Origin of the sequence: Enterococcus sp. DIV0167, assembly GCF_050541555.1 — a bacterium.
In the GTDB taxonomy this organism is placed as follows: domain Bacteria; phylum Bacillota; class Bacilli; order Lactobacillales; family Enterococcaceae; genus Enterococcus; species Enterococcus faecalis.
In genome coordinates, this window is sequence record NZ_CP172933.1 from 1,744,080 (window position 1) to 1,766,232 (window position 22,153).

The following is a 22,153-nucleotide window of genomic DNA, read 5'->3' on the forward strand; positions in this document are numbered from 1 at the left end:
GAGACATAAGCTTAAATAACTTATGTCTCAAACTTTTAACGGTAAATTCTAATAGCATTCTCTTTACAATAATCCATCGTCAATTCTTCACGTTCTTCAGACTCATCCAATCCTCTTGATGATACTTTATCAAAGAGAATTTTGATGGTTTGAAGCAGAATTTTCATATCCAACAGTAATGAATAATTCTTGATGTACAGTAAATCAAAGTTCAATTTACTATTGTAGTCAGAAGCATACTTCCCATAAACTTGGGCATAGCCGGTAATCCCCGCACGTACATTGTGACGTAAATAGTAATTCGGGTTTTCCTGATTAAATTGATCAACAAAGAATGGTCGTTCAGGACGTGGTCCGACAATGGACATATCTCCGCGAATAACATTGATTAGTTGTGGCAACTCATCAATACGTAAAGCACGCAAGTATTTACCAACTGTAGTGACGCGACTGTCGTTACTTGTAGATAAGACTGGACCTGATTTTGCTTCCGCTGTTGCCGACATCGTTCTAAATTTTAAAATCGAGAACTCACGTTGATCTAATGTAATCCGAGTTTGTTTGTAAATCACTGGTCCCGGTGAGGTTGCTTTGACTAAAATCGCTGCAATAAGCATTAAGGGGGAGGTAATCACAAATAGGCAAACAGAGACTAAAATATCGAATAAACGTTTAATAAAATTCTCTTCTGGTTGGATTTCAAAATTTGAGACTTCGATAATACTTTCATCTTCAAAGTTCATCATGTTTGGTTTTAACATAATTAGATTTTCAAAACTTGTATCTAAAAAGATTTTTTTCTTGTGTTTGACAATTAATTGATACAATTTTACTTTTTCGTTCTCATCAACATTACTTGAAATATAAACAATATCGATTTCATCGATAATTTTTTTTAAGTTTTCATAGTAATTGCTGACAACAACACTCGTTACTTTATGCTTGTTATTTTTATCAGACATAAAGTTTTGAATTGACCGCATAACTTGATTTTCTTTACCTAGTAAAACAACTTTTCGCTCATTGCTGACCTTTAAGTAAAGATAATAAACAAGAATTCGCCAAAGACTTAGAACAATAATTCCGATTATAAAGGAATATCCTAAAACAGAACGCGGGAACGTAAACCAACGTCCGGCAAATGTCACAATCATAATCGTTAAAGTCATTAAAATTTGACCAATCACCGTGACAAAAATGATGTCACTAATTTTGCGATTATAAAAAATATACGCACCTAACAACAAATTCAAAAAGATAAAAAAGATTGAAATGTAAATTGCAGATTTTTCATAAGCCACAAAGTTAAATGAAGGAATTTCTCGGCCAAATTTCACCATAAACCCTAAGATGATTGATAAATTATAGAGCAAAACGTCTGCTAAAATAATTACAATTCGTCTTGCATTACTCCATTCACTTTTTGATGTCATTAAAAACTTCCTCTCTTCACTTCCAGTAATTACATTATTTGTAATAACATGCAACCCCTATATTACCATAATGTCAGCGGACAAGAAAGTTCTATAGGATGAAAATTATCTGCGATGTCTTTGGACACGACTTAATTCTTCAGGTTGGTCCCAGCCCTCTTCGTCAACAGGTGCTATCGGGCGCTCTTCATTGCTAACAGGACTTGTTTGTTTCACTCGTTTTCTTCTTTTAGGTGTCGTTGGTCTTTCATGTCTTCCTCGTTTTTTCTCTGGCCGGAAGTAGAAGGCTAGCCCAAGGAAACTATAAACTATCGGCATCCAATGAGGCGCTAATAAAATATCTTCCATAAATGAATGAATCCAGATTAAAAGGAAGCCTAAAAGTAAACTAACTTGCAAACGATCCAATGTTTTTTTGCGGAAACCAATCAATAAAATCATACTGACTAAAAAACCAAATAAAATCAGATAGCCAATGACACCGAAATTACTTAACGTAAATAGAAAAGCATTATGTGTCCCCAGCGGTTTCCATGAGGCCACAAAAGGCTCCATACCGACTTTAATATGTTGAGGATCAGATAACCATTTAGCAAAAAACTCATGCCAAATTCGTTCTCTTCCTGTAAATAAATCAACAGTATCCGATTCCGCACATAAGTAAAACAACAATGGTCCCAATGCAACTACTCCGACAAAACCAAACAGCCAAACTTTCGAACGTTGCAAGAAACGTTTTGGTAAAAGATTGTCCACCAGAATAAAACCAACTAAAATGGCAAACGAGGTTTTGGATTGACTGACCCATGTACCTAAAACACCACCAATGTATACAGGTAAAAGCAGCAGGTTAAAAACCTTGTTTCTGTATGCTTTGATCAAACTACTGGCCATCATTGTTGAAAACATCAACGTTGCACCAATCGTATTGGTATTAATCCAAATACTTTCTAGTTTATTTGATTCTTTAAAAATTTCGTCTGCTGGAATCAACTGAGGCAACTCCACGGATATCCGATACAAAGTCGCACTCAAAGCAACTAAAGAGACAATTAATAAAAGCGTTTGATCCACACGGTCAAAGACACAAACTTTAAAACAAAGGACCAACAAAATAATTAAAGGAATCATTGTATCTGTTTGCATTGTGCTATGACGGATTGATTCCGTAAAGTGAAACAAGAGCCAGGTGGCTAACGCCAACGCAACGGTTAGCCAGTCAATAAATTTTAATTTCGTACAATTTAATAGCAGTACAAGTATTACTGCTATTAATAATAAAATTGAACTATTGGCATACATATATTTTGTGACTGGCGCATCAATTCCTACGACCCACATCGTATACGAGCCGATCATTGTAACTAATAAAATAAGTCGACCGATTCTATTCAATACTTTTCCCATATTCAAACCTCATTCCATGAATGAATCACTAGTCGTTTATTCGATAAATATATGCCCCGTTCTGATCAGGTCCATATAATTTTTCAAAATGAATCGTTGGTGTGTCTAACGGTTCTAATGGTTTATAAACGACCGCATATTTAATCCCATATTCTTTTAATTTTTCTGGAGATAAACGAGCAATAATCGCATCTTTTTGCATCAACTCTAAAACAGGGGTCTGATTTCCTACTTCAACATTGATGTGCGCATAGCGATTATAAATAAATGTGTCTTTTCCTTTTGGATCTAATGGTTTCCAAGCCTCTAAGTCAGGTGTAAAAGCAACACCGTTAAATGTATGCACACCTAACATTGGCAAATAGCCATACATCAAGCGTTCGCCCACCCACAATTGGTTGGGGTCTTTTTTGTTAATTTCTTCCACTTCTACCGCTAATTTTTTTCCATAGACAGCAGAAACGCCACGAGAAATTGGATTTACAAAGGCTCCAGAAACCATAATGATTCCTAATAAGACAAGGACAAATAACGTGCGCCAACGTTTAAATAAAGCAACAATTAAAACGGTAGCGACAACCAAGACACCAATGATGTCCATTCGTGTAACATATAACCGTAAATTGCCCGTATATAAAACAAAGAAATACAGAACAACATTTAATCCTAGCGCCCCTAACCAGGCCATCATTGGAATTTTTGCTTGGCGATTCCATAAATAATCGATGAACCATAAACTCAATAACACAGCGGCAAACCCAAAGGATAACATCGCCCGTTGTTCTGGCACATAAGACCACAATGTCAACTTAGCAAAAATTGTTGGAAATTGCACGCTCATCCAAACTAAGTTAAATAAACAATACACGAATAAGACAAAACCGTAAATGTTTTCTTTGATTTTTTTATAAAAAATAAATGGTGAGAGCGGCAAAATAACAAAAAATAATTGATAAAAACTACTGATTTCCGAATTATTTGAATATGGAACATCTTGAAACGGCATTTTCCAATTTGTTAAAAATAACAAAATATCGCGTTTAGGCATATCGCCACCTAAACTTACCCGTTTTCCTGGATAAGCGGTATCCATTACTGCTTTTAAGGAATCCAATGAGCCATATAGCGATCCGCCAACAATAATCGCCGTCATCAAGAGTGCCCCACCTATCAGGACCCCATCCCACTTATCCAACTTAATTTTTTTACGAAATTCTAAAAAGAATAAAATTAAAAATAATAAAATCAAATAACCAAGTGGTACTTGTAACGCAGGATAAATAACTAAAACAAATCCTGAGGCCATAATAACAGCCGTTATCGCACAAATGACACGACGTCGAACACTACTATGATAATAGAAATAATTATAAATTCCCACTAAAAAACCTAAGCCAAAAAATACTAAATCTCCAACTGGCGAGACAAACCACCATTGAAGGGCCGAAGAAAACGGAATCCAAACACTTGCTAACAAAGCTAAATATTTATTCCGCCGTGTGACGATCAAGCCAATTTCAAAAGAAAATAAAATTAAGCCAATTAATTTAAGATTCCAATACCATGATAAGCCATATTCTTTGCCTAATAGTACATAGCCCCACGTAAAAGGTTTCGCTAACGTGGCCAGATTCCACGCTGGTGAATTATAGCCTACCACCATGTCTTGCCCATTTAACGTAATCACATCATTATGTGTTTTCAAACCTGTTTGTGTTTGTGAGAGGCTAAATGGGGTTTGAACGAGCCATTCATCCGAGCGAACACCTCTTGGTTCACCAGCAATTAATGAACTTTTTTGACCATCCGCATATTCAGAAACATACGCATCCCACATGTTTAATGAACTACCATGGACTTTAAAGGCTACCAGTAAAATAAAAATGACTGCCGCTAGCAGATAGCGCCAGCGTAACAAATGATCAACCAAGCGAGCGCTCTGCTCAGCTTGGTTGCGTAATGGTTGTTTTTCTTTTCTTGTAGTTAGTTGTTGTTCCATCTTTTCGCTCCATTTCGTCATCCGCAATTGCATCTAGTCAATTCGTAATGAAAAGTTGGGAATATCCCTTGTCAGATTAGGATTATAAAATGGATCATTTTCAATTGAAGGTCCCCATTTTTCTTCCATCATCACTTTTTCTTGTTCAAAACGTTTTTTCTTTTTGCCTTTATCATCATATCCACGAGTTTGAGATTCAAAATGATAAAGCTCTGCTTCATGAAGCCAGACATTGTCACGTCCTAAAGCTTGGACTTTCAAGCATAAATCAACATCATTGAAAGCTACGGTAAACGCTTCTTCAAAACCACCAACTGCATCAAAATCTGCTTTTTTCATAAGTAAGCATGCGGCAGTTACTGCTGAATAATTAACATTAATAGCTAACCGACCAAAATAGCCTAAGTCACCATGGGGATAACCATAATGACCATGTCCAGCGACACCACCTAATCCTAAAATAACGCCTGCGTGTTGGACCGTATTATTTGGATACAATAATTTCGCACCTACACAGCCAATCCGTTCTTGCTGAGCAAATGAAACCATCAAGGTTAACCAATTCTCTGTAATCACTTCGGTATCATTATTTAAAAATAATAAATACTCTCCGTGCGCTTTTTTCGCTGCACGATTGTTAATAGTTGAGAAATTGAATGGAATATCGATTGATTCAACGAAAAAGCGACCAGGTAATTGTTGTTCAAATTCTGCATATAATTCGTGCATTTTTGGATCTGTACTTCCATTGTCAGCCATAATAATCTCGTAATTTTGGTAGGTTGTTTTTTCAATAATCGATGAAACACAACGTTGTACGTCTTTATAGCCATTTTTAGTTGGAATAATAATTGAGACTAACTTTTCAGATTCAATGTCATAATAAATATCGTATAAGCCATTCGCCGCCCCATGCGTTGCATGACCATTAATACCTCGACGAACGAGCGCATCTTGCACGGCTCTTAGCCCCGCTTCAAAAGCATAACCTTTTGAGCCCTGATCCACTGCTGTTGAGGTTGGCAGCATCCGCCAATAGTAAAGAACTTTTGGAATATGTGTGATGCGTTCTTTTGTCGTTTTTTCAGTAAATCTTAAAACTAAATCGTAGTCTTGAGAACCTTCGTAACCTTTTCGAAAGCCGCCAATTTCTTCTAGAATACTCCGACGATACACACCTAAATGCGAAATGTAATTGGTTCCTAAAAGTAAATCAGGTGACCAATCTGGTTTAAAGGCTGGATCAGAACGATTTCCATCCATGTCAATCTTATCTTCATCACTATAAATTAAGTCTAGTTCTGGGTTTTCATTAAGCACTTTAACCACTTCATAAAAAGCATTGATTGCTAATTCATCATCGTTGTCTAGTAAGGCGACAAATTCTCCGGTAGCAATCGCTAAAGCAGAGTTGGTCGCTTCGGAAATATGACCATTTTGTTCACGAAAGACGACCCGAATTCGCTCATCCAATTGTTGGTACTCTGTTAAAATCTTTTTGACATTGGGATCTGTTGAGGCGTCATCGGCCATACATAATTCCCAATTAGTATAGACTTGATTCAAAATAGAATCAATGCACAACCGAAGCCATTTTTCTTCAACATTATACACTGGCATCGCAATGGAAATTTTAGGTTGGTAATGAAATGTTGCGATTTCTTGTGTCATCGCTTCTATGTCAAGTACTTCATTTCTAGCTAACCAGTTAGGATACGAAGCTTGATTTCTCAGTTTCTCAATTTTCGCTCGTTGAATGGTATGAGAAATACCATTTTTAGCCATATACTTAAATCCTTTTTTGGCTTTTATCCAAAGACGAGTCACTTTATCTTCTGTCCCTGGAATCACTGGATATTTTTTATTCAAGGGGAAATCCACCGTTACAACATGTGCTGATGATTGAAAATTAAAAGGGAGTACTTTTTTTTGTTTAATTCCTTCAAGTGTAACAACAAAGCCAGCTTCAATCGCAGGCTCTGTTTGATAAATTTGATTAACATCTTCACGTAAAACGCGCTGAATGTTATAAGCGGACACTTGGTTTTCATTATTAATTGTGAAAGTTGGGCTTTCTTTAGTGATTGTATCTAACGCCCAACCTGTAATGGTTAAATTATTTGTTGTTTTGTCGCGATAGATACTATCAAAGATCACCTTAATGTCTTCATTCATGTGCATTCTCCTTATAGATGTTTCGGATTTCGGTAGGGATCAACTAAAGCTTCCGCGGTCCATTTTTCCGCAAGTTCTTTATAAGATCCTTTTTTATCATGGTTTTGCATTTTTTCGTCTGCTTTCAAAATTGCATAGGACACATATACATTTCGTTTACCAGCGCTAGCAAATTGTAACGATAAATCGACACCCATCCATTCTTTTCCTAAGCTTTCGTTAATTCCTTCTAAATTTAGGTAAAGTTGTTTGTTGAATAGTAAGCAGTCTTCAGTTGCTGCTTGAATATTTCTTGGTAAAGCAATTCTGTAATAGTAACCTAAGCTTTTACCAGGGGTGCCTTTTTCAGGATAAAGTAATCGACCTTTGTCTGTATCAACTGATACTCCCACCGTTTCCACGCGATAGCGTGCGTCAACTACGCGGCCAGTCACTAAACCAGAGGTCTCTTGTTGACCAATGTTCATTAACTCTTTTAACCAATCATTTTTCGTTGGTACCAATCCAGCATTTAATAAAGCCACATATTCTCCCTTAGCAGCTTGAATCATGCCATGACGAGTTTCTGTTGAAACATAACGAAGACGGTCATTTTGGATATTTATTTGATTCTCGAAGCGTGCAGGCAATAGAATTTCATAATTTGTATAGGCAGTTTTTTCTAATAATTGACGTAAGTAACTACTCATATTCTCTGTATCATTCGTAATAATCAATGATACCATCGGCACATGATCATAAAGATAGTTAATTTTATAGGAACCATAAAATTCGGCAATCTCTACTTGTGCTTTTAAGCCACGGCGTTCCGTCGCCGCTTGGACCGCTTTTTGACCAGCTACATAGGCGTAACCTTTGCTTTCAGGGTTTAGAGCAGTCGATGATTCAATGGCACGCCAATGATACATCATACCAGGAATATGCTTGATTTTCGTTGCTTGTTCCGTTGCTCGTAATACGAAATCATAGTCTTGAGCACCGTTATATGCTGAGTTCAATCCGCCTACTTTTTCTAATAAATCACGTTTCACAACAACAAAGTGTGTAATGTAATTATGGTTTAAAATCAGTTCTGGATTCCAGTCCGATTTGTAAAACGCGTTGAAGCGACGACCATTTTCTGTAATTTTATCTTCATCAGTATAAAGAAAATCAATCGTTGGGTCTGTATTTAAAGCTTTGACCACTTCATATAATGCTTGTGGCGCTAATTCATCATCGTTATCCATGAAACCAACAAAATCGCCAGTAGCAATCGACAAAGCTGAGTTAGTTGCTTCTGAAATATGTCCGTTTTCTTCGCGATAAATAACTTTAATTCGTTGATCTAGTTCTTTATATTTTTCTAGCATGGGCTTAATATGTTCGCTTGGCGATGCATCATCTGCTAAACATAACTCCCAATTTTCATAGTACTGACTTTGTAAAGAAGAGACACATGCTGCAAGCCATTTTTCTTCGACATTATAAACAGGCACAGCGACAGAAATTTTAGGCTGAAATTGGAACGTTTTAATTTCCGCTAAAACTGCCTCCACGTCAACAGGGGCTTCTGCTTTTTCTTGTCGTTTAAAGTACCACTTCACTGAGCCCATCAAACCACGTGTTTGAATCGAACGCCATGCTCGATCAAATTTCGTACCTGGTTGAACCATGTTTGGACGCTCCACCACGTATTGAACCTTCTGACCTGATTTGGTGTCAATGTTTAACGTGTAGGCTGGTAAATCTTCTGGATCTTTAATCGTAATGACAAAACCATAATCTTGATCGCCTTCTAATTCAAACATATCAATAACATCCCGACGATATTCTGTTTCCACCGTATAAGTGACTGATTCACTAGCTTCTGCAATGCTGAATCTTAGCGGATAATTTGTTTGTTTGTCATACGCCCACCCTCTGATAACAGAAACGTTATTTTCTACATCGCGAGCAATATCATCGATGGTTAAATTAATCATTTTATCAAATTTAGTTAACGTGATTCGTTTATATTTTCCAGTAGGCATAGGGGCAGTCTCCGTCTGTTTATTCATTTCTTCTAAAAATTGATTTCTTTCATCTAACAGTGCATGAATAAAGGTATTTTCACGTTCTGAATAATTGCCTTCAAAGAAATAATCAATGGCCACTGTCAGGTCTTTGCCTGCCATTTGTGCATCGGTTACTTCGATTACAGGTACTTGCGTATCTAAGAAATAATAGATATTCTCTTGTACCAGAAAAGCATTCGTGGCTGCGACTGGGACTGTCTCGCCGTCTATCGTCATGGATAATTTGACAATTGCCCCCGTTAAACTTGGGAATAATTTTATCAGTTGGACGTCTTCTGGTATCTTCAGTTGGAACTGTTTTGTTTCAGGTTTTTGTAAATCAACTGGTTGATCCAACTCAGTCTCTTTTTCTTCGCCGCAATTAATTAAAATATGAACGTTTTTTTCATTGTATGAATTTACTGGTGTCACTCGCTCTGGCTGTTCTACTGGTTCAGCAGTCAAGGCAAAAAAGTACTGATACACTTCGCCAAAGGGACGCGCTTTAAAAGCTGCTTGTACTTCTACAGGTAACGCTTCATACGTCGTAGGAATTTCGTTGTAGCCAACTTGATTAAATGTAAAATCTTCTTTGGCAATGTATAAACCTACTTCTGCAAAAACTTTTTCAAATCCTTCTTGTAAATAGAATGATTTATGCGTAGCATCCAACAGCCCAGTTTCATTCCACGTTAAACGATTATTAAATAAATCAATTAAGACCGAATTATGCGCCAAATTAGGGAACGTGATTAAAATTTGACCACCTGGTTTTAAAAATGGTTTGACTTTTGCTAAGGCGCTTTGAGGATTCATTAAATGTTCCAACACATCTGCAAAAACGATATAATCAAACGTCTTACCAGCAAAGTATTCGACCCAATCATTTTCATCAATATTGCCATAAAAGGCATCTGTTGAAAATTGACTGACATGATCATAAAGTTCTTTGTCTAATTCAACAATTGAGACCTGGCACTTTTTTTCTTCCATCAAATAGCTAGTCATTCGCCCATTACCTGGACCAAATTCCAAGACATCACTATTTTCTTTGATTTGTGCTACGATTTTCCCAACACTGGTACTCTCGTCTGTTTCCATTTCAAAATCATACTTCATCTTTTGTCGTATCCTTCCATTTATGATCTAAGATGACAATTCCTTCTCCGGCATAACGACCGGTAATAAACATCGTCACGTATTTTGTTTTGTAGACTAATGGGACTGTTGCATGTTCCTCAAAGAAAGCAATATCAAAATAATATTCACCTGTTAATAATGACATTTTTTCATATTCTAAATAAAAAACATTCCGTCCTTTTTTCCAAGGAATTTGCACGCCATCTAATAACGTATTTAAGCCACAGACATAATGGTTGTCCACTGTTCGAATAGCGACCCCACAAACAGGCTTCTTAATTTGGTCATTTTTGACAGTATATTCAATTTTTACAATCACTTTTTCATCTTGCGTTACCATTTCTAAGGGTTCATAATCCGCGTTTAAAAGTTCCGCATGATCCACTTCAATAATATCTGGCGTTGGGGTTTCATCTTTCATGGTCGCTTCGCGGTCAACTGTTTTAATTGATTTCTTTTTCAAAAAGTTTTCGTAATTGGTAGTCACGTCCATCGTATCTCCATATTCAACGACTTTCCCGTGTTGCAACCAAAAAGTTCTATCACAAAAACGGCGGATGGAGTTTACATCGTGAGAAACAAATAAAATTGTTTTACCAGAATTTTTAATTTCTGTAAATTTTTCCATACATTTTAATTGAAACTCTAAATCCCCGACAGCCAACGCTTCATCGACAATTAAAATATCGGGATCCACGTTAATGGCTACCGCAAAAGCCAAGCGGACAAACATACCACTAGAGTATGTCTTAACTGGTTGATACAAATGATCGCCGATGTCAGCAAAATCAATGACATCTTGGACACGCTCTTCCATCTCTTCTCGGGAAAAACCCAAGACCATTCCATTTAAGAAAATATTTTCATATCCTGAATATTCAGGGTTAAAACCTGAACCTAATTCAAGCAACGCTGAAATTTTCCCATTAATCACCATGGACCCGGAGGTTGGCGTTAATACTCCTGTAATAATTTTTAACATGGTTGATTTTCCAGAACCATTTTCGCCGACAAAGCCAATCATCTCGCCTTTTTTAATTTGCATCGTGACATCGTCTAACGCATAAAACAAATCGTGGTAAGATTTTTTGGTTGGACTAAGCGCTTCTTTAAACCGATCGGACGGCTTTTTATACATGTTGTATGTTTTGGTAATATGTTGGATATCGATTGCATATTCTGACATGTCGTTCTCTCCTTATAGTACATCTGAAAAATGTGGTTTTAAGCGTCTAAACACGGTTGAGCCAATTAATAGTAAAACAATAGTAACTCCCCAGAAATATAAGCTATATTGCCAATGTTCCCAGAACCATGCACCGCCTAAATAAGATTCGCGGTATCCTTGAACAATATAATATAATGGATTGATTTTTAAGATTGTCGCAATCATTCCAGTTGGTTGCCATAAAATTGGCAATGTCCACATAACTGTTTGCATAATGATATTGATAAATTGCATAATATCAGGTAAAAATGGTTGTGTTGAAGCAGTAATCCACGTAATTGCTGTTAAAAAGACTAATAAACAAGCTAAGTAGTAAATTAATTGCAAACTGTACAAACTTGGATAATAACCGTTAGCTGTAGTAATTACAAAACCAATTAGAATGAAAAACAAGTGGGTGTACAAGTTCGATAAAATTTTAGACGTTGGTAAAATTTGTACATTAAACACGACTTTTTTAACTAAATAACTATATTCACGAAACACATTCGTGGCTGATAATAACGAATCTGAAAAGAAGAACCAAGGTACCATCCCTGTTACTAAATAGACAATGAATGGCATATTGTCGCCAGCTCTAGAACGAAGGCCTACAGAAAAGACAAACCAATACGTCAAAACAGTTACTAATGGCGTTAAAAACGCCCAGACAATTCCTAGTGCTGAACCAGCATACTTGGCCTTAAAATCATTAAATGAAAATTGTAATAACAATTTTTTGTTCTGAAAAATATTCTTGAAAATTGAAAATGTTTCTTTAAACATATACTTATTCCTTCCGTAATAAACTATTTTTATCTAAAATTTTTGGATACAAAAATGCCATTTTAAACAACATTTCTATTTTATCGATAAACGCCTAGCTTTTCAATAGTAGACCCCTTTTTATAAAGAAAAATTTAACTGATTTCGCTATATTAAAAAATCTTGTCCAATTTTTAGGAGATTATGCTACAATAATGGAGGTCTTGCATTTTTTGCACGGAAACTATTTTTGAGAGAAGGGAAATTATGGTTCTTTTTATTATTTACGTATTTCTGTCTTCTGCTGGTCTGGTCTTATTTAAACTAGGTTCTAGCAGTTTGAACATCCAACTCCAACAAACAATCTTTTCAATGAATATCTCACTTATTTCTTTATTAGGTTTATTTTGTTATTTAATTAGTTTTATTTTATGGATGTTAATTATTAGTCGTTCCGATGTTTCTTACATTGTTCCTTTAGGCGTTGCCTGTACAAACATTGCTATTTTAATCGCTTCAAATCTGATTCTAAAAGAGACGATCACAACGAACGCCCTTATTGGTGCTGTGGTTATTATTGTCGGCATTGTGATTATGAATCTTAAATAAAAAAGATCGCTATTCATTGAGCTGACCCTTAAAAATTAGACTTTCAGGTCCAACTTTTAAGGGTCACTACACATTAGCGATCTTTTTTATTTTCTTCAGATTTCATGATAGATAATTCCTGCAATAATGTTTTAATGCGATTTTCGTGTTTTGAAATCAACACAGAATTTTTAATTTCCATAATTAAAAGGACAATCACTGCAGCTGATAATAAAAAGTTTGACGTTGTTTCAAACCCAACGGCCATTGCTAACCATTCTGCCAAATGCGGGAAAATAGCAAAAATAATTAAGACAATTGAGATTAATAACCAAATCAAAGCATTTTTTAGGAGAAAAATATTTTTATTAATTCCTCGAATAATGTATAAGAAAAAGCCAATTGCAAATAAAAATAAAGCTAGCCATAACACGGTTGGTAGCATTAATCTCCCTCCTTCATAAAGGCAGCAATCAGAATTGCTGAGCCGACTTCCAGCATATACTTCACAGAAGCCAATGCACGAATCGAAGAAACACCACCAAGCCGTTCCATCATATTGACAGGTCTTTCAACAATCACAAAGTGTTTTTTTATTAAGTGAACAATCGATTCTGGCTCAGGATAATTTGTCGGATAACGCTTTGCAAAAAAAGCAATCACTTTCCGATTTCCCGCTCGATAACCAGAAGTCACATCATAAATTGTTTTACCAGAAGCCATTCGAATACAAAAGGATAACAAACGAATACCAAAACGGCGCATTTTCGTACTTTGAAAAGCCGCTTCGTTTCCAGGAAGGAAACGAGAGCCAATCGAAAAATCGCATTTACCCTCTGCTAATGGTTCCAGTAAGACAGGTAAACTATTGATATCATGTTGACCATCACCATCAAACTGAACCGCCACATCATACTCATTTTCTAAGGCGTATTTATAGCCTGTCTGTACTGCCCCGCCAATACCTAAATTCAACACTAAATGAATGGCATTAATTTGGTTGGCTTCTAAAATTTGTTTGGTTCTATCTGTCGAACCATCATTGATTACCACATAATCCAATTCATGTTGAAAATGCGTAACTTCCTGTTTAAATGTTTCAATGGAAGCAATCGTCCGCAAAATATTTTCTTCCTCATTGTAAGCAGGAATGATTAAAAGAACTTTCATAGAAGAACACCTTTCCACTTTCTCTCTACCCAAAAACCCTTTAGTTAAGTTTTTTATTGTTGAACATTTTCTAACATTTGTGCTAAGGCTTCTTGCCAAGTAGGAATTTTAAAGCCTAACGCTTCTGTTTTACTTAAATCCATGACAGAATATTGTGGTCTTTGCGCCTTTTGTGGAAATTGAGTTGAATCCACTGGCAGTACTTCCACTTCAGTATCTTTTAAAATTTCTTTAGCAAACTGATACCAGCTACAGCTGTTTTCATTAGACAAATGATAAACACCAAATGGCGCTTTTTCTGCAATAACAAATGCCATAAATTCGGCTAACGTTCTTGTCCAAGTTGGGCGGCCAAACTGATCGTCCACTACCGTTAGTTGGTCTCTTGTTTCCGCTAATTTTTGCATGGTAAAGACAAAGTTATGACCGTATTGACCAAATACCCATGATGTTCGAATAATATAATAGTCGTCCAGGATTTCTTGTACCGCTTGTTCCCCTAATAACTTCGTCCGACCATACTCATTTAAAGGATTCGGTTGATCATCAATCGCATAGACGCCTTCTTTTTTAGTTCCATCAAAAATGTAATCTGTACTTACGTAAACAAGTGTCGCCCCCACTGCTTTAGCAGCTTCTGCAACATGACGTGTGCCATCTACATTCACTTTTTCATCTAATTCCTTGCCTTCGTCTTCTGCTTTATCAACAGCTGTATAAGCAGCACAATGATAAATGACGCTTGGTTGAATTTCTTTCACTTTTGCCAACGTACTATCCGCATCAGTAATATCTAATTCTGTTGAATCCGTCGAAACATACTCAATTCCTTGTTCGTCTAATAGGTGACGTAATTCTGTGCCCAATTGGCCATTTCCACCAGTAATTAAAATCATTTTTTTCGCTCCTTCTTGAAAAAAAGGCAGGGCAAAGTAGCTTTTGTACTTTGCCATCGCCTTTCGACTGTTATCTCACATGTCAGAAAAAATTACTGACCATTTTGTGCATATTTTGCTTCAACAGCTTCTTTATCTGCACGCCACCAGTCTTCATTTTCTGTATACCACTTGATTGTTTCTGCCAAGCCTTCACGGAAATTCGTGAATTCTGGTTCCCAACCTAATTCTTCGCGTAATCTGGTTGAATCAATCGCATAACGTAAGTCATGTCCTGCACGATCGTTGACATGCTCATAGGCATCAACAGGTTGTCCCATTAATTCTAAAATTAATTCCATCACTGTTTTATTGTCTTCTTCACCATCGGCTCCGATTAAATATGTTTCGCCAATTTGCCCTTTTGTTAAAATTGCCCAAACAGCCGAAGAATGGTCGTTTGTATGAATCCAGTCACGAACATTTTTACCAGCACCATAAAGTTTTGGTGTAATGCCGCTTAAGACATTGGTAATTTGACGAGGAATAAATTTTTCAATATGTTGATATGGACCATAGTTATTTGAACAATTTGAAATTGTTGCTTGTAAGTTGAAAGAACGAACCCACGCTTTGACTAACAAGTCAGATCCTGCTTTTGTTGAAGAATAAGGACTTGAAGGATTGTAAGGCGTTTCGGCAGTGAATTTTTCCCCTTCGCCTTCTCCATGTCCTGGTAAATCTTCTCTTAAAGGTAAATCGCCATAAACTTCATCAGTCGATACATGGTGGTAACGAACATTGTTTTTACGGCAAGCTTCGATCAATGTGTACGTCCCAATCAGATTGGTTTGTACAAATGGGAATGGGTCGTTTAATGAGTTGTCGTTATGCGATTCAGCAGCATAGTGAACGACCGCATCTGTTTCAGCGACTAAACGATTAACTAATTCAGCATCAGCGATATCTCCTACGACTAATTCCACACGATCACTTGGTAGACCTTCAAGATTTTTTTCATTTCCTGCATACGTTAATTTATCTAATACAGTTACATGAACTTCTGGATGATTCTTTACAACATAATGAACAAAATTTGAGCCGATAAAACCAGCTCCACCTGTTACGATGATTTTTTTCATAATTGAAACTCTCCTACTTTTTTCTTAAATTTCGCCATAGATAAACGGATTTTCCGCTTCAAATTCTTTTAAGGTTGGATGTTTTTGATCCTTTTCTGACGTAATCGCTTTTTCTGGCGCAATTGGCCAATCAATAGCTAACGCTGGATCGTTAAAAGCAATACCGCCGTCTGCTGCCGCATTGTAGTAATTGTCACACTTGTACATAAAATTCACGTTCGGTGTCAAGGTGACAAAACCATGAGCAAAACCTTTTGGTACTAAAAGCTGACGGTGATTATGTTCTGATAAAATGTAGCCTTCCCATTGACCATAGGTTGGACTCCCTTTACGAATATCAACAATCACATCTAATACCGCACCTGTTACAACGCGAATTAGTTTTGTTTGCGCAGCTTCGCCTTTTTGAAAATGCAATCCACGCAAGACACCTGCTTCTGTTGATAATGAATGATTATCTTGGACAAAATCAAAGTCTAATCCATGTTCTGCAAATTTAGCTTTGGAATAACTTTCTGTAAAAAAGCCACGATGATCACCGAAAACATCCATTTCGATAATTTTGACATCTTGTAATTTTGTATCAATAACTTTCACGTTTCTTCGCTCCTATTCTGCTGCTAAACGTAGCAAGTATTGGCCGTAGCCATTTTTCTTCAATGGTTGTGCCAATTCTACCAATTGTTCTTTTGTAATATAGCCCATTCGATAAGCAATTTCTTCCAAACAAGCGACTTTTAAATTTTGACGTTTTTCAATTGTTTCAATAAATGTTGACGCTTCTAATAAGGATTCGTGTGTGCCTGTATCTAACCAAGCAAAGCCACGGCCCATTACCTCAACAGAAAGTTTATTTTTTTCAAGGTAGACTTTATTAACGTCTGTTATTTCTAATTCCCCACGTTCTGACGGTTTGATCCCTTTTGCAATTTCAACCACTTCATTGTCGTAAAAATACAAACCTGTCACTGCGTAATTTGACTTCGGTTGTGCTGGTTTTTCTTCAATAGAAAGCGCCCGCATCTCTTCATCAAATTCTACCACGCCGAAACGCTCTGGATCATTTACATGGTAACCAAAGACTGTTGCCCCTGACTCTTTAGAAGCCGCTCGTTGCAACATTTTTGATAAGCCGCCACCATAATAAATATTGTCCCCTAAAACTAAGCAGACACTGTCATCACCAATAAATTCTTCACCAATAATAAATGCTTGCGCCAAACCATCTGGGCTTTCTTGTACCGCGTATTCGATATGAATGCCTAAATCATGGCCATCGCCGAATAAGCTTTCAAAACGTGGTGTATCTTCTGGTGTAGAGATAATCAAAATTTCATTAATTCCCGCCAACATTAACGTTGACATTGGGTAATAAATCATTGGTTTGTCGTAAATTGGCATTAATTGTTTTGATGTTGCTTTTGTTAACGGATATAAGCGTGTCCCGCTTCCGCCTGCTAAAATAATTCCTTTCATGAACAATCTCCTTAAATACTTCTATTTTTAGTTTCTATAAAACCAAATATCCTTCCCTATTATCGCATTAAGCATAGGGTTTGTCATGTTTTTTACGTAAATTTTACAAATCTGTAAAGGTTTAGCGCTGTTCCTTTAAACGCTGATGTAAAGCTTTTAATAAATTCACACGCCAATTTAATTTTTGTTGGAAACTTGTTTTGGTAATAATAGGGCTGACATTCGCTCCATGTCTTCGGTAAAGCACTAATGGTTCTTTAATGAGACCCGTTTGCTTCTTCCGTGCAGCTAATAAGCCAATCCACATATCATGCATAGGAACTTCCGGCGGAATGGGTAAAATGACGTTTTTCATCTCTTGACGAAAGGCCATACCTGCCCCAATATAGCCACTTTTTATCGCATTTCGCCAAAATCCTGGTTTGACTTTTCGAAACTTAAAATAAGAGGGATTGGTAACTTGTAAATCCGCATCAACAATTTTCAAGTCACTAATAACCACTTGGATGTCAGGGTGCGTTTCAAAATATTCTGTCACCGTCGTTACTTTATTTGGCAACCAAACGTCATCTTGATCTGCTAAAAATATTACTTTGCCTTTCGTATGCGTAAGCGCAAATGCAAAATTAGCAATCACTCCTTGCCCTGGACCTTGTAACAATTGAATTTGGGGATAATTCGCTGCATACGTCCTCAAAATTTCCAACGTATGATCAGTAGAACCATCATCTGAAATAATTAGTTCATCTTCTTCACTGACTTGTAAAAGAATACTATCTAATTGTTCCGCGAGATATTTTTCTCCATTATATGTCGCAATACAAACTGAGATCATAGATTATCCTTTCATTAACTTGAGAAATTCTGCCAATGTTTGCCGCCAAATTTGGCGATTTTTGACAGTTAAAAATTGCTTACTACTGCGTAAAAATAAATGGCGTCGATGATGGGAAAACTTTTCTTGATCATATCGACGATAAAATAACGTTTCTGCTTCAATAATAGAGCGATAACGTTGAGGACTCATTGTACGATAATCTAAAACAGACAATTCTTGTTTTAGGTGGATTGGTAAGACTTCAATCTTTTTATTGGCTTGATTCAATTGATAAAAGAACCAATGATCTAAATAATCCAAAGGAAATTCTTCCGAAAATCCTTCCAACCAGCGCAGTGTTTCTGCCGTAATGACTGTACCAGAATTGATAGCCATCAACGGTTGGTTGGCTATCCCTGCTGTTGGCTTTGCTCCTTTAAGTCCAACATATTGATCACTATAAACTGGCGAAATTTGTTGTCCATTTGCTTCTACAATTGGAACATAGACTGCCACAGTCGGATCTAATGGCATGATGATCAACGTATCAAAATAAGAGGCTGGCACTTCTGTGTCTTGGTCAAGGAGCAACAATAATTCACATTGATTCGCTTGACTAAAAGCAATCGCTTCATTATAAGCGGTCGCTAGGCCTGGATTATCAGGATTATGTCGATAAGTAACATTTTGTTGTAAAAATAATGCATCTTCTTGAGGAAGTGGGCTGTTGTCATAAATAAATAAGTGCAATTCGGGATGATTTACCACTTCTTTTAATAACAAATAATTCGGCGTATCAGCTATTTTCATTTGATATAAGACGATGACTACCGCTAATCTTTGACTCATTAAAAGAACCTCCAGCCCCATTTGTTAAAAAATTTCCCCATTGATTGCATAAAGATTTTAAACAATTTTCGACTTTTATGGGCGCCCTTTTCATACATGTGAACAACCGTTTCAAAAGGCGTATAGAGAATCCGATAGCCTGCTTTGCCAAAACGTAAACATAAATCGTTGTCTTCAAAGTACATGAAGAAACGTTCATCGAACCCACCAATTTCAACGAATTTTTCACGATCAATCAACATAAAACAGCCTGAGCCCATTTTAATATCCGTTGTTTCTGTATCCGACAAATCGCGACATTCATAAATACTCAAACGTTTATCAAAAATTTTCTTTACAAATTGAAAGGGAATAAAACGTAACATATAATCGAAGACATCTAATTTTTGACGAACTAAATATTGCGTCGTGCCATCTTCATTTAACACTTTAGGGCTAACGACTGCAATGTTCTTATCTATTTTGATACGGTCTAATAGACGATCAAGCACGTCTTTAGTAACCAAAACATCGGGATTAAAAATAATTGCATATTTTGTCGAAGCATTGAATAACACTTGATTATGACCATGACCAAACCCTTGATTTTCTTCAGCGCGATGGATAGTAATAAATGGTTCATATGTTGTTAATTTTTCAAGATACGCTGTTTCAGAATGGTTGTCATAGATATGAATATCATAAATACTATCAGTACCTAGTTCAGCTTTTAATTGGTCTAGTACATTAAAAATGTAACGACTATTATAAGTGACAATCGAGATTGTTACCATTTCTTGCATGCTCATTTCTCCTTACTACTGAAACATCGTCTTAAAAAAAAAGCATATGTTTCACACATATACTTTTTTAAGTTTAATGGAATTATATCATAGGTTTACGCTCTCGCAAAGCAACCTAAAGATTTCTTTACTTTCTCTTAGAATGCTTGCCAAGTCGCTTTTTCATTTGCTCCTGACGATATTCACGATTCCCTAAAATCCGTAACAAATACATCAACGGTTGATGTCCTTCGCCAACTAGACCGATTAGTTCAATGAATAGTTCTAAGCCAATTAAACAAAAGACAATTAATAAAATTGATGCTACTGTACTTGAATAGCTGAACAATAAAGAAACAAAGGAAAAAACTAACGCTAACGCATAAATAGTCATGACCGCCCCTTTATGGGTAAAACCTAAAGATAACAAGCGGTGATGCAAATGCATTTTATCTGCTGAGGAAATGGGCTTCTTGTTCAATAGCCGTCGAATAATTGCATAAACCGTATCCGTAATTGGCACACCTAAAATCACCATTGGCGTAATTACCGTAATAAACGTAGCATTTTTCAAGCCCTGTAACGACATTACTGCAATCATAAACCCGAGGAATAACGCCCCGGTATCTCCTAGAAATATTTTAGCCGGATAAAAATTGTATGGGAAAAATCCCGCAATGCTCGCAACTAAAATAAAAATAACAATTGGAATATAGACCGTTTTAGCATGTAGGAAAAAATACCCTGTAATACCAATCGTGGTTAATCCAATAATGGATACGCCTGATGCTAAACCATCCAAACCATCAATTAAATTTACTGCATTCGTAATCGCTAAAATCCACAATAAAGTTAGTGGTAAACTAAACCAGCGTAAATCAATCATTCCAACAACTGGCAACGTCACAAAATCTATCCGAATTCCAGCAACAAAATAAATAACTAATGCTGCTAACAAAATACCGATTGTTTTTTTCATTGGAGTAATCTCTTTAATATCATCAATGAGGCCTGTCAAAACAACCATTCCACCAGCCAAAATAATCGGCCAAATATAATCTTGTGGGATAATCGAACGAAAAATCAATAAACATGAACTAGCAAAAGCAATGTAGATTGCAAGTCCTCCTGCTGTAGGCATATTTTTGGTATTGATTCGTCGCTCTCCTGGTGCATCATAGGCGCCAATCCGAAACGCTAGAAGCTTAACAAGTGGTGTTAATAGCAAAGATAAGATAAATGTCATAAATAAACGTATCAAAACTTCATAAATAAATAGTGACATAGTCGAACCCACTTTCTTCTCGTTCAGGGTATATTATACCGTAAACTGAAGCATTTACAAGCTGAAACATGTGTTCTGGCAACGGTTTAGACTTTTTTAAAGAAATCCATTTATTTTTTCCTTTTAAACCATCTAAACAAGCGTTGTTCAAAACTTGGTTGTTTTTTTTCTTTATCTCCAGATAAGTATTCATCAACGACAGCGTTGACAATCGCTCCTAAAATAATAATCGTGGCAGCAAAATTCAACCATAACATCAAGATGATAAAACTCCCGATGATTTGATAACTTGCGATTCTAGAACTAAAATATTTTACGTACAAACCAAAAATTTGTGATAATAGCATCCAACCGACTGTCGAAAAAATAGCCCCTGGCAAAATAGAACGTAACGATAATTTCCGATTAGGAACGACCGCATAAATCAAACACATAATCACTAATAAAACAACGGTCGTTAACGGCCATTTTAACGCTTGGAAAGTATCGATCACAGATGTTGAGTAATGGAAAATTGGTTGCAATAATTCAATAATGTACTGACCCAGACCTAAAATTACTACTACACCAACAATCGCTACCATAAATAACAAAATAACTAAAAATGAGACCACTCTTACGAGAATAAAATTTTTCCTTTGTTCGACACCAAAAGCTTTATTCATCGCATTTTGTAGTGCATTAATACTTTGACTGGCACTCCAAAATGCTGCTAAAGCGGAAACAGAAAGCAACCCGCCTGAACGTTGAGTCAGTAGTGAACGAATCGCTGGTTCTAAGTTCTTATAAACATCTTTCGGAATCGCCTCTGCAATATAAGGCAACACAGAATTAGGGTCGATTCTTAAATAAGGTAAGACATTACCTACCGCAATCAGTAATGGAAACAGCGAGAGTAATAAATAATAGGCAACAACCACTGAGCTGTTGCCTATTTCGGCTGTGACCATGTGACTTTGCGTTGTCTCAATAAAACGCATCAAAGATTGATTCTTTTTGATGTTGTCGAGAAACTTCATCACACACTC

General features: G+C 36.4%; 19 protein-coding genes. 1 reads left to right on the plus strand and 18 read right to left on the minus strand.

The window, feature by feature from the left end; translation table 11 throughout:
* Positions 1-35 precede the first annotated feature (35 nt).
* The 7 genes from IGM09_RS08430 to IGM09_RS08460 form a co-directional block, all read right to left on the minus strand.
* Positions 36-1,433 carry a sugar transferase gene (locus IGM09_RS08430; RefSeq protein ID WP_002356909.1) on the minus strand — a complete coding sequence of 466 codons (1,398 nt, stop codon included), beginning with the start codon at positions 1,431-1,433 and terminating at the stop codon, positions 36-38.
* 105 nt (positions 1,434-1,538) lie between these two features.
* Positions 1,539-2,840 (minus strand): EpaQ family protein, encoded by a 1,302-nt coding sequence (locus tag IGM09_RS08435; protein WP_113826058.1) that lies wholly within the window; start codon positions 2,838-2,840, stop codon positions 1,539-1,541.
* A 28-nt stretch (positions 2,841-2,868) separates the two neighbouring features.
* Positions 2,869-4,872, minus strand: coding sequence for a DUF7657 domain-containing protein (locus IGM09_RS08440; RefSeq protein ID WP_002383759.1), 2,004 nt, complete (start codon positions 4,870-4,872; stop codon positions 2,869-2,871).
* Positions 4,873-7,014: a glycosyltransferase family 2 protein gene (locus IGM09_RS08445; RefSeq protein WP_033625054.1), complete on the minus strand. Its 2,142-nt coding sequence runs from the start codon at positions 7,012-7,014 to the stop codon at positions 4,873-4,875.
* A gap of 11 nt (positions 7,015-7,025) precedes the next feature.
* Positions 7,026-10,169, minus strand: a complete 3,144-nt coding sequence (locus IGM09_RS08450; protein ID WP_033625055.1) for a glycosyltransferase — start codon at positions 10,167-10,169, stop codon at positions 7,026-7,028.
* The gene (locus IGM09_RS08455; RefSeq protein ID WP_002356901.1) at positions 10,159-11,376 is read right to left on the minus strand and encodes an ABC transporter ATP-binding protein; all 1,218 of its coding nucleotides are present in this window, start codon (positions 11,374-11,376) and stop codon (positions 10,159-10,161) included. Before IGM09_RS08455 ends, IGM09_RS08450 begins: the two co-directional genes overlap by 11 nt.
* Before the next feature lie 12 nt (positions 11,377-11,388).
* Positions 11,389-12,183 carry an ABC transporter permease gene (locus IGM09_RS08460; RefSeq protein ID WP_002356900.1) on the minus strand — a complete coding sequence of 265 codons (795 nt, stop codon included), beginning with the start codon at positions 12,181-12,183 and terminating at the stop codon, positions 11,389-11,391.
* 246 nt (positions 12,184-12,429) lie between these two features.
* Between IGM09_RS08460 and IGM09_RS08465 the strand changes: the two genes are divergently transcribed.
* Positions 12,430-12,771: an EamA family transporter gene (locus tag IGM09_RS08465; RefSeq protein WP_002356899.1), complete on the plus strand. Its 342-nt coding sequence runs from the start codon at positions 12,430-12,432 to the stop codon at positions 12,769-12,771.
* A 73-nt stretch (positions 12,772-12,844) separates the two neighbouring features.
* On the opposite strand, the gene IGM09_RS08470 is transcribed toward IGM09_RS08465, so the two are convergent.
* The 11 genes from IGM09_RS08470 to IGM09_RS08520 all read right to left on the minus strand — a co-directional run bounded on the left by IGM09_RS08470 (position 12,845) and on the right by IGM09_RS08520 (position 22,144).
* Positions 12,845-13,195, minus strand: coding sequence for a DUF2304 domain-containing protein (locus IGM09_RS08470; protein ID WP_010713253.1), 351 nt, complete (start codon positions 13,193-13,195; stop codon positions 12,845-12,847).
* On the minus strand, positions 13,195-13,920 hold the full coding sequence (locus IGM09_RS08475) for a glycosyltransferase family 2 protein (protein ID WP_010713252.1): 726 nt from the start codon (positions 13,918-13,920) through the stop codon (positions 13,195-13,197). The genes IGM09_RS08470 and IGM09_RS08475 overlap by 1 nt, the downstream gene beginning before the upstream one ends.
* Before the next feature lie 53 nt (positions 13,921-13,973).
* Entirely contained in the window at positions 13,974-14,816 is an 843-nt protein-coding gene (gene rfbD / locus IGM09_RS08480) for a dTDP-4-dehydrorhamnose reductase (RefSeq protein ID WP_002356895.1), read from the minus strand.
* A 92-nt stretch (positions 14,817-14,908) separates the two neighbouring features.
* Positions 14,909-15,937 carry a dTDP-glucose 4,6-dehydratase gene (gene rfbB, locus IGM09_RS08485; RefSeq protein WP_002359895.1) on the minus strand — a complete coding sequence of 343 codons (1,029 nt, stop codon included), beginning with the start codon at positions 15,935-15,937 and terminating at the stop codon, positions 14,909-14,911.
* A gap of 24 nt (positions 15,938-15,961) precedes the next feature.
* Entirely contained in the window at positions 15,962-16,534 is a 573-nt protein-coding gene (gene rfbC, locus IGM09_RS08490; RefSeq protein WP_002356893.1) for a dTDP-4-dehydrorhamnose 3,5-epimerase, read from the minus strand.
* A 12-nt stretch (positions 16,535-16,546) separates the two neighbouring features.
* Positions 16,547-17,413 (minus strand): glucose-1-phosphate thymidylyltransferase RfbA, encoded by an 867-nt coding sequence (rfbA, locus tag IGM09_RS08495; protein WP_002364387.1) that lies wholly within the window; start codon positions 17,411-17,413, stop codon positions 16,547-16,549.
* 121 nt (positions 17,414-17,534) lie between these two features.
* Positions 17,535-18,248 (minus strand): glycosyltransferase family 2 protein, encoded by a 714-nt coding sequence (locus IGM09_RS08500; RefSeq protein ID WP_033625056.1) that lies wholly within the window; start codon positions 18,246-18,248, stop codon positions 17,535-17,537.
* Positions 18,249-18,251: 3 nt separating this feature from the next.
* Positions 18,252-19,079 (minus strand): glycosyltransferase, encoded by an 828-nt coding sequence (locus IGM09_RS08505; RefSeq protein WP_033625057.1) that lies wholly within the window; start codon positions 19,077-19,079, stop codon positions 18,252-18,254.
* Positions 19,079-19,867 (minus strand): glycosyltransferase family 2 protein, encoded by a 789-nt coding sequence (locus IGM09_RS08510; protein ID WP_002359892.1) that lies wholly within the window; start codon positions 19,865-19,867, stop codon positions 19,079-19,081. Before IGM09_RS08510 ends, IGM09_RS08505 begins: the two co-directional genes overlap by 1 nt.
* A gap of 121 nt (positions 19,868-19,988) precedes the next feature.
* Positions 19,989-21,125 carry an MraY family glycosyltransferase gene (locus IGM09_RS08515; RefSeq protein WP_002366956.1) on the minus strand — a complete coding sequence of 379 codons (1,137 nt, stop codon included), beginning with the start codon at positions 21,123-21,125 and terminating at the stop codon, positions 19,989-19,991.
* A gap of 110 nt (positions 21,126-21,235) precedes the next feature.
* Positions 21,236-22,144 (minus strand): YihY/virulence factor BrkB family protein, encoded by a 909-nt coding sequence (locus tag IGM09_RS08520; RefSeq protein WP_010713249.1) that lies wholly within the window; start codon positions 22,142-22,144, stop codon positions 21,236-21,238.
* Between the last annotated feature and the right edge of the window lie 9 nt (positions 22,145-22,153).

Excerpts from the sequence above, each read along its gene's own strand:
- IGM09_RS08445 (WP_033625054.1), bottom strand. The coding sequence starts at position 7,014 with ATGAATGAAGACATTAAGGTGATCTTTGATAGTATCTATCGCGACAAA.
- IGM09_RS08520 (WP_010713249.1), bottom strand. The coding sequence starts at position 22,144 with ATGAAGTTTCTCGACAACATCAAAAAGAATCAATCTTTGATGCGTTTT.
- IGM09_RS08475 (WP_010713252.1), bottom strand. The coding sequence starts at position 13,920 with ATGAAAGTTCTTTTAATCATTCCTGCTTACAATGAGGAAGAAAATATT.
- IGM09_RS08460 (WP_002356900.1), bottom strand. The coding sequence starts at position 12,183 with ATGTTTAAAGAAACATTTTCAATTTTCAAGAATATTTTTCAGAACAAA.
- IGM09_RS08450 (WP_033625055.1), bottom strand. The coding sequence starts at position 10,169 with ATGAAGTATGATTTTGAAATGGAAACAGACGAGAGTACCAGTGTTGGG.
- IGM09_RS08465 (WP_002356899.1), top strand. The coding sequence starts at position 12,430 with ATGGTTCTTTTTATTATTTACGTATTTCTGTCTTCTGCTGGTCTGGTC.
- IGM09_RS08455 (WP_002356901.1), bottom strand. The coding sequence starts at position 11,376 with ATGTCAGAATATGCAATCGATATCCAACATATTACCAAAACATACAAC.
- IGM09_RS08515 (WP_002366956.1), bottom strand. The coding sequence starts at position 21,125 with ATGTCACTATTTATTTATGAAGTTTTGATACGTTTATTTATGACATTT.
- IGM09_RS08500 (WP_033625056.1), bottom strand. The coding sequence starts at position 18,248 with ATGATCTCAGTTTGTATTGCGACATATAATGGAGAAAAATATCTCGCG.
- IGM09_RS08510 (WP_002359892.1), bottom strand. The coding sequence starts at position 19,867 with ATGAGCATGCAAGAAATGGTAACAATCTCGATTGTCACTTATAATAGT.
- IGM09_RS08470 (WP_010713253.1), bottom strand. The coding sequence starts at position 13,195 with ATGCTACCAACCGTGTTATGGCTAGCTTTATTTTTATTTGCAATTGGC.
- rfbB (WP_002359895.1), bottom strand. The coding sequence starts at position 15,937 with ATGAAAAAAATCATCGTAACAGGTGGAGCTGGTTTTATCGGCTCAAAT.
- rfbD (WP_002356895.1), bottom strand. The coding sequence starts at position 14,816 with ATGATTTTAATTACTGGTGGAAATGGCCAATTGGGCACAGAATTACGT.
- IGM09_RS08435 (WP_113826058.1), bottom strand. The coding sequence starts at position 2,840 with ATGGGAAAAGTATTGAATAGAATCGGTCGACTTATTTTATTAGTTACA.
- IGM09_RS08430 (WP_002356909.1), bottom strand. The coding sequence starts at position 1,433 with ATGACATCAAAAAGTGAATGGAGTAATGCAAGACGAATTGTAATTATT.
- IGM09_RS08440 (WP_002383759.1), bottom strand. The coding sequence starts at position 4,872 with ATGCAATTGCGGATGACGAAATGGAGCGAAAAGATGGAACAACAACTA.
- IGM09_RS08505 (WP_033625057.1), bottom strand. The coding sequence starts at position 19,079 with ATGAGTCAAAGATTAGCGGTAGTCATCGTCTTATATCAAATGAAAATA.
- rfbA (WP_002364387.1), bottom strand. The coding sequence starts at position 17,413 with ATGAAAGGAATTATTTTAGCAGGCGGAAGCGGGACACGCTTATATCCG.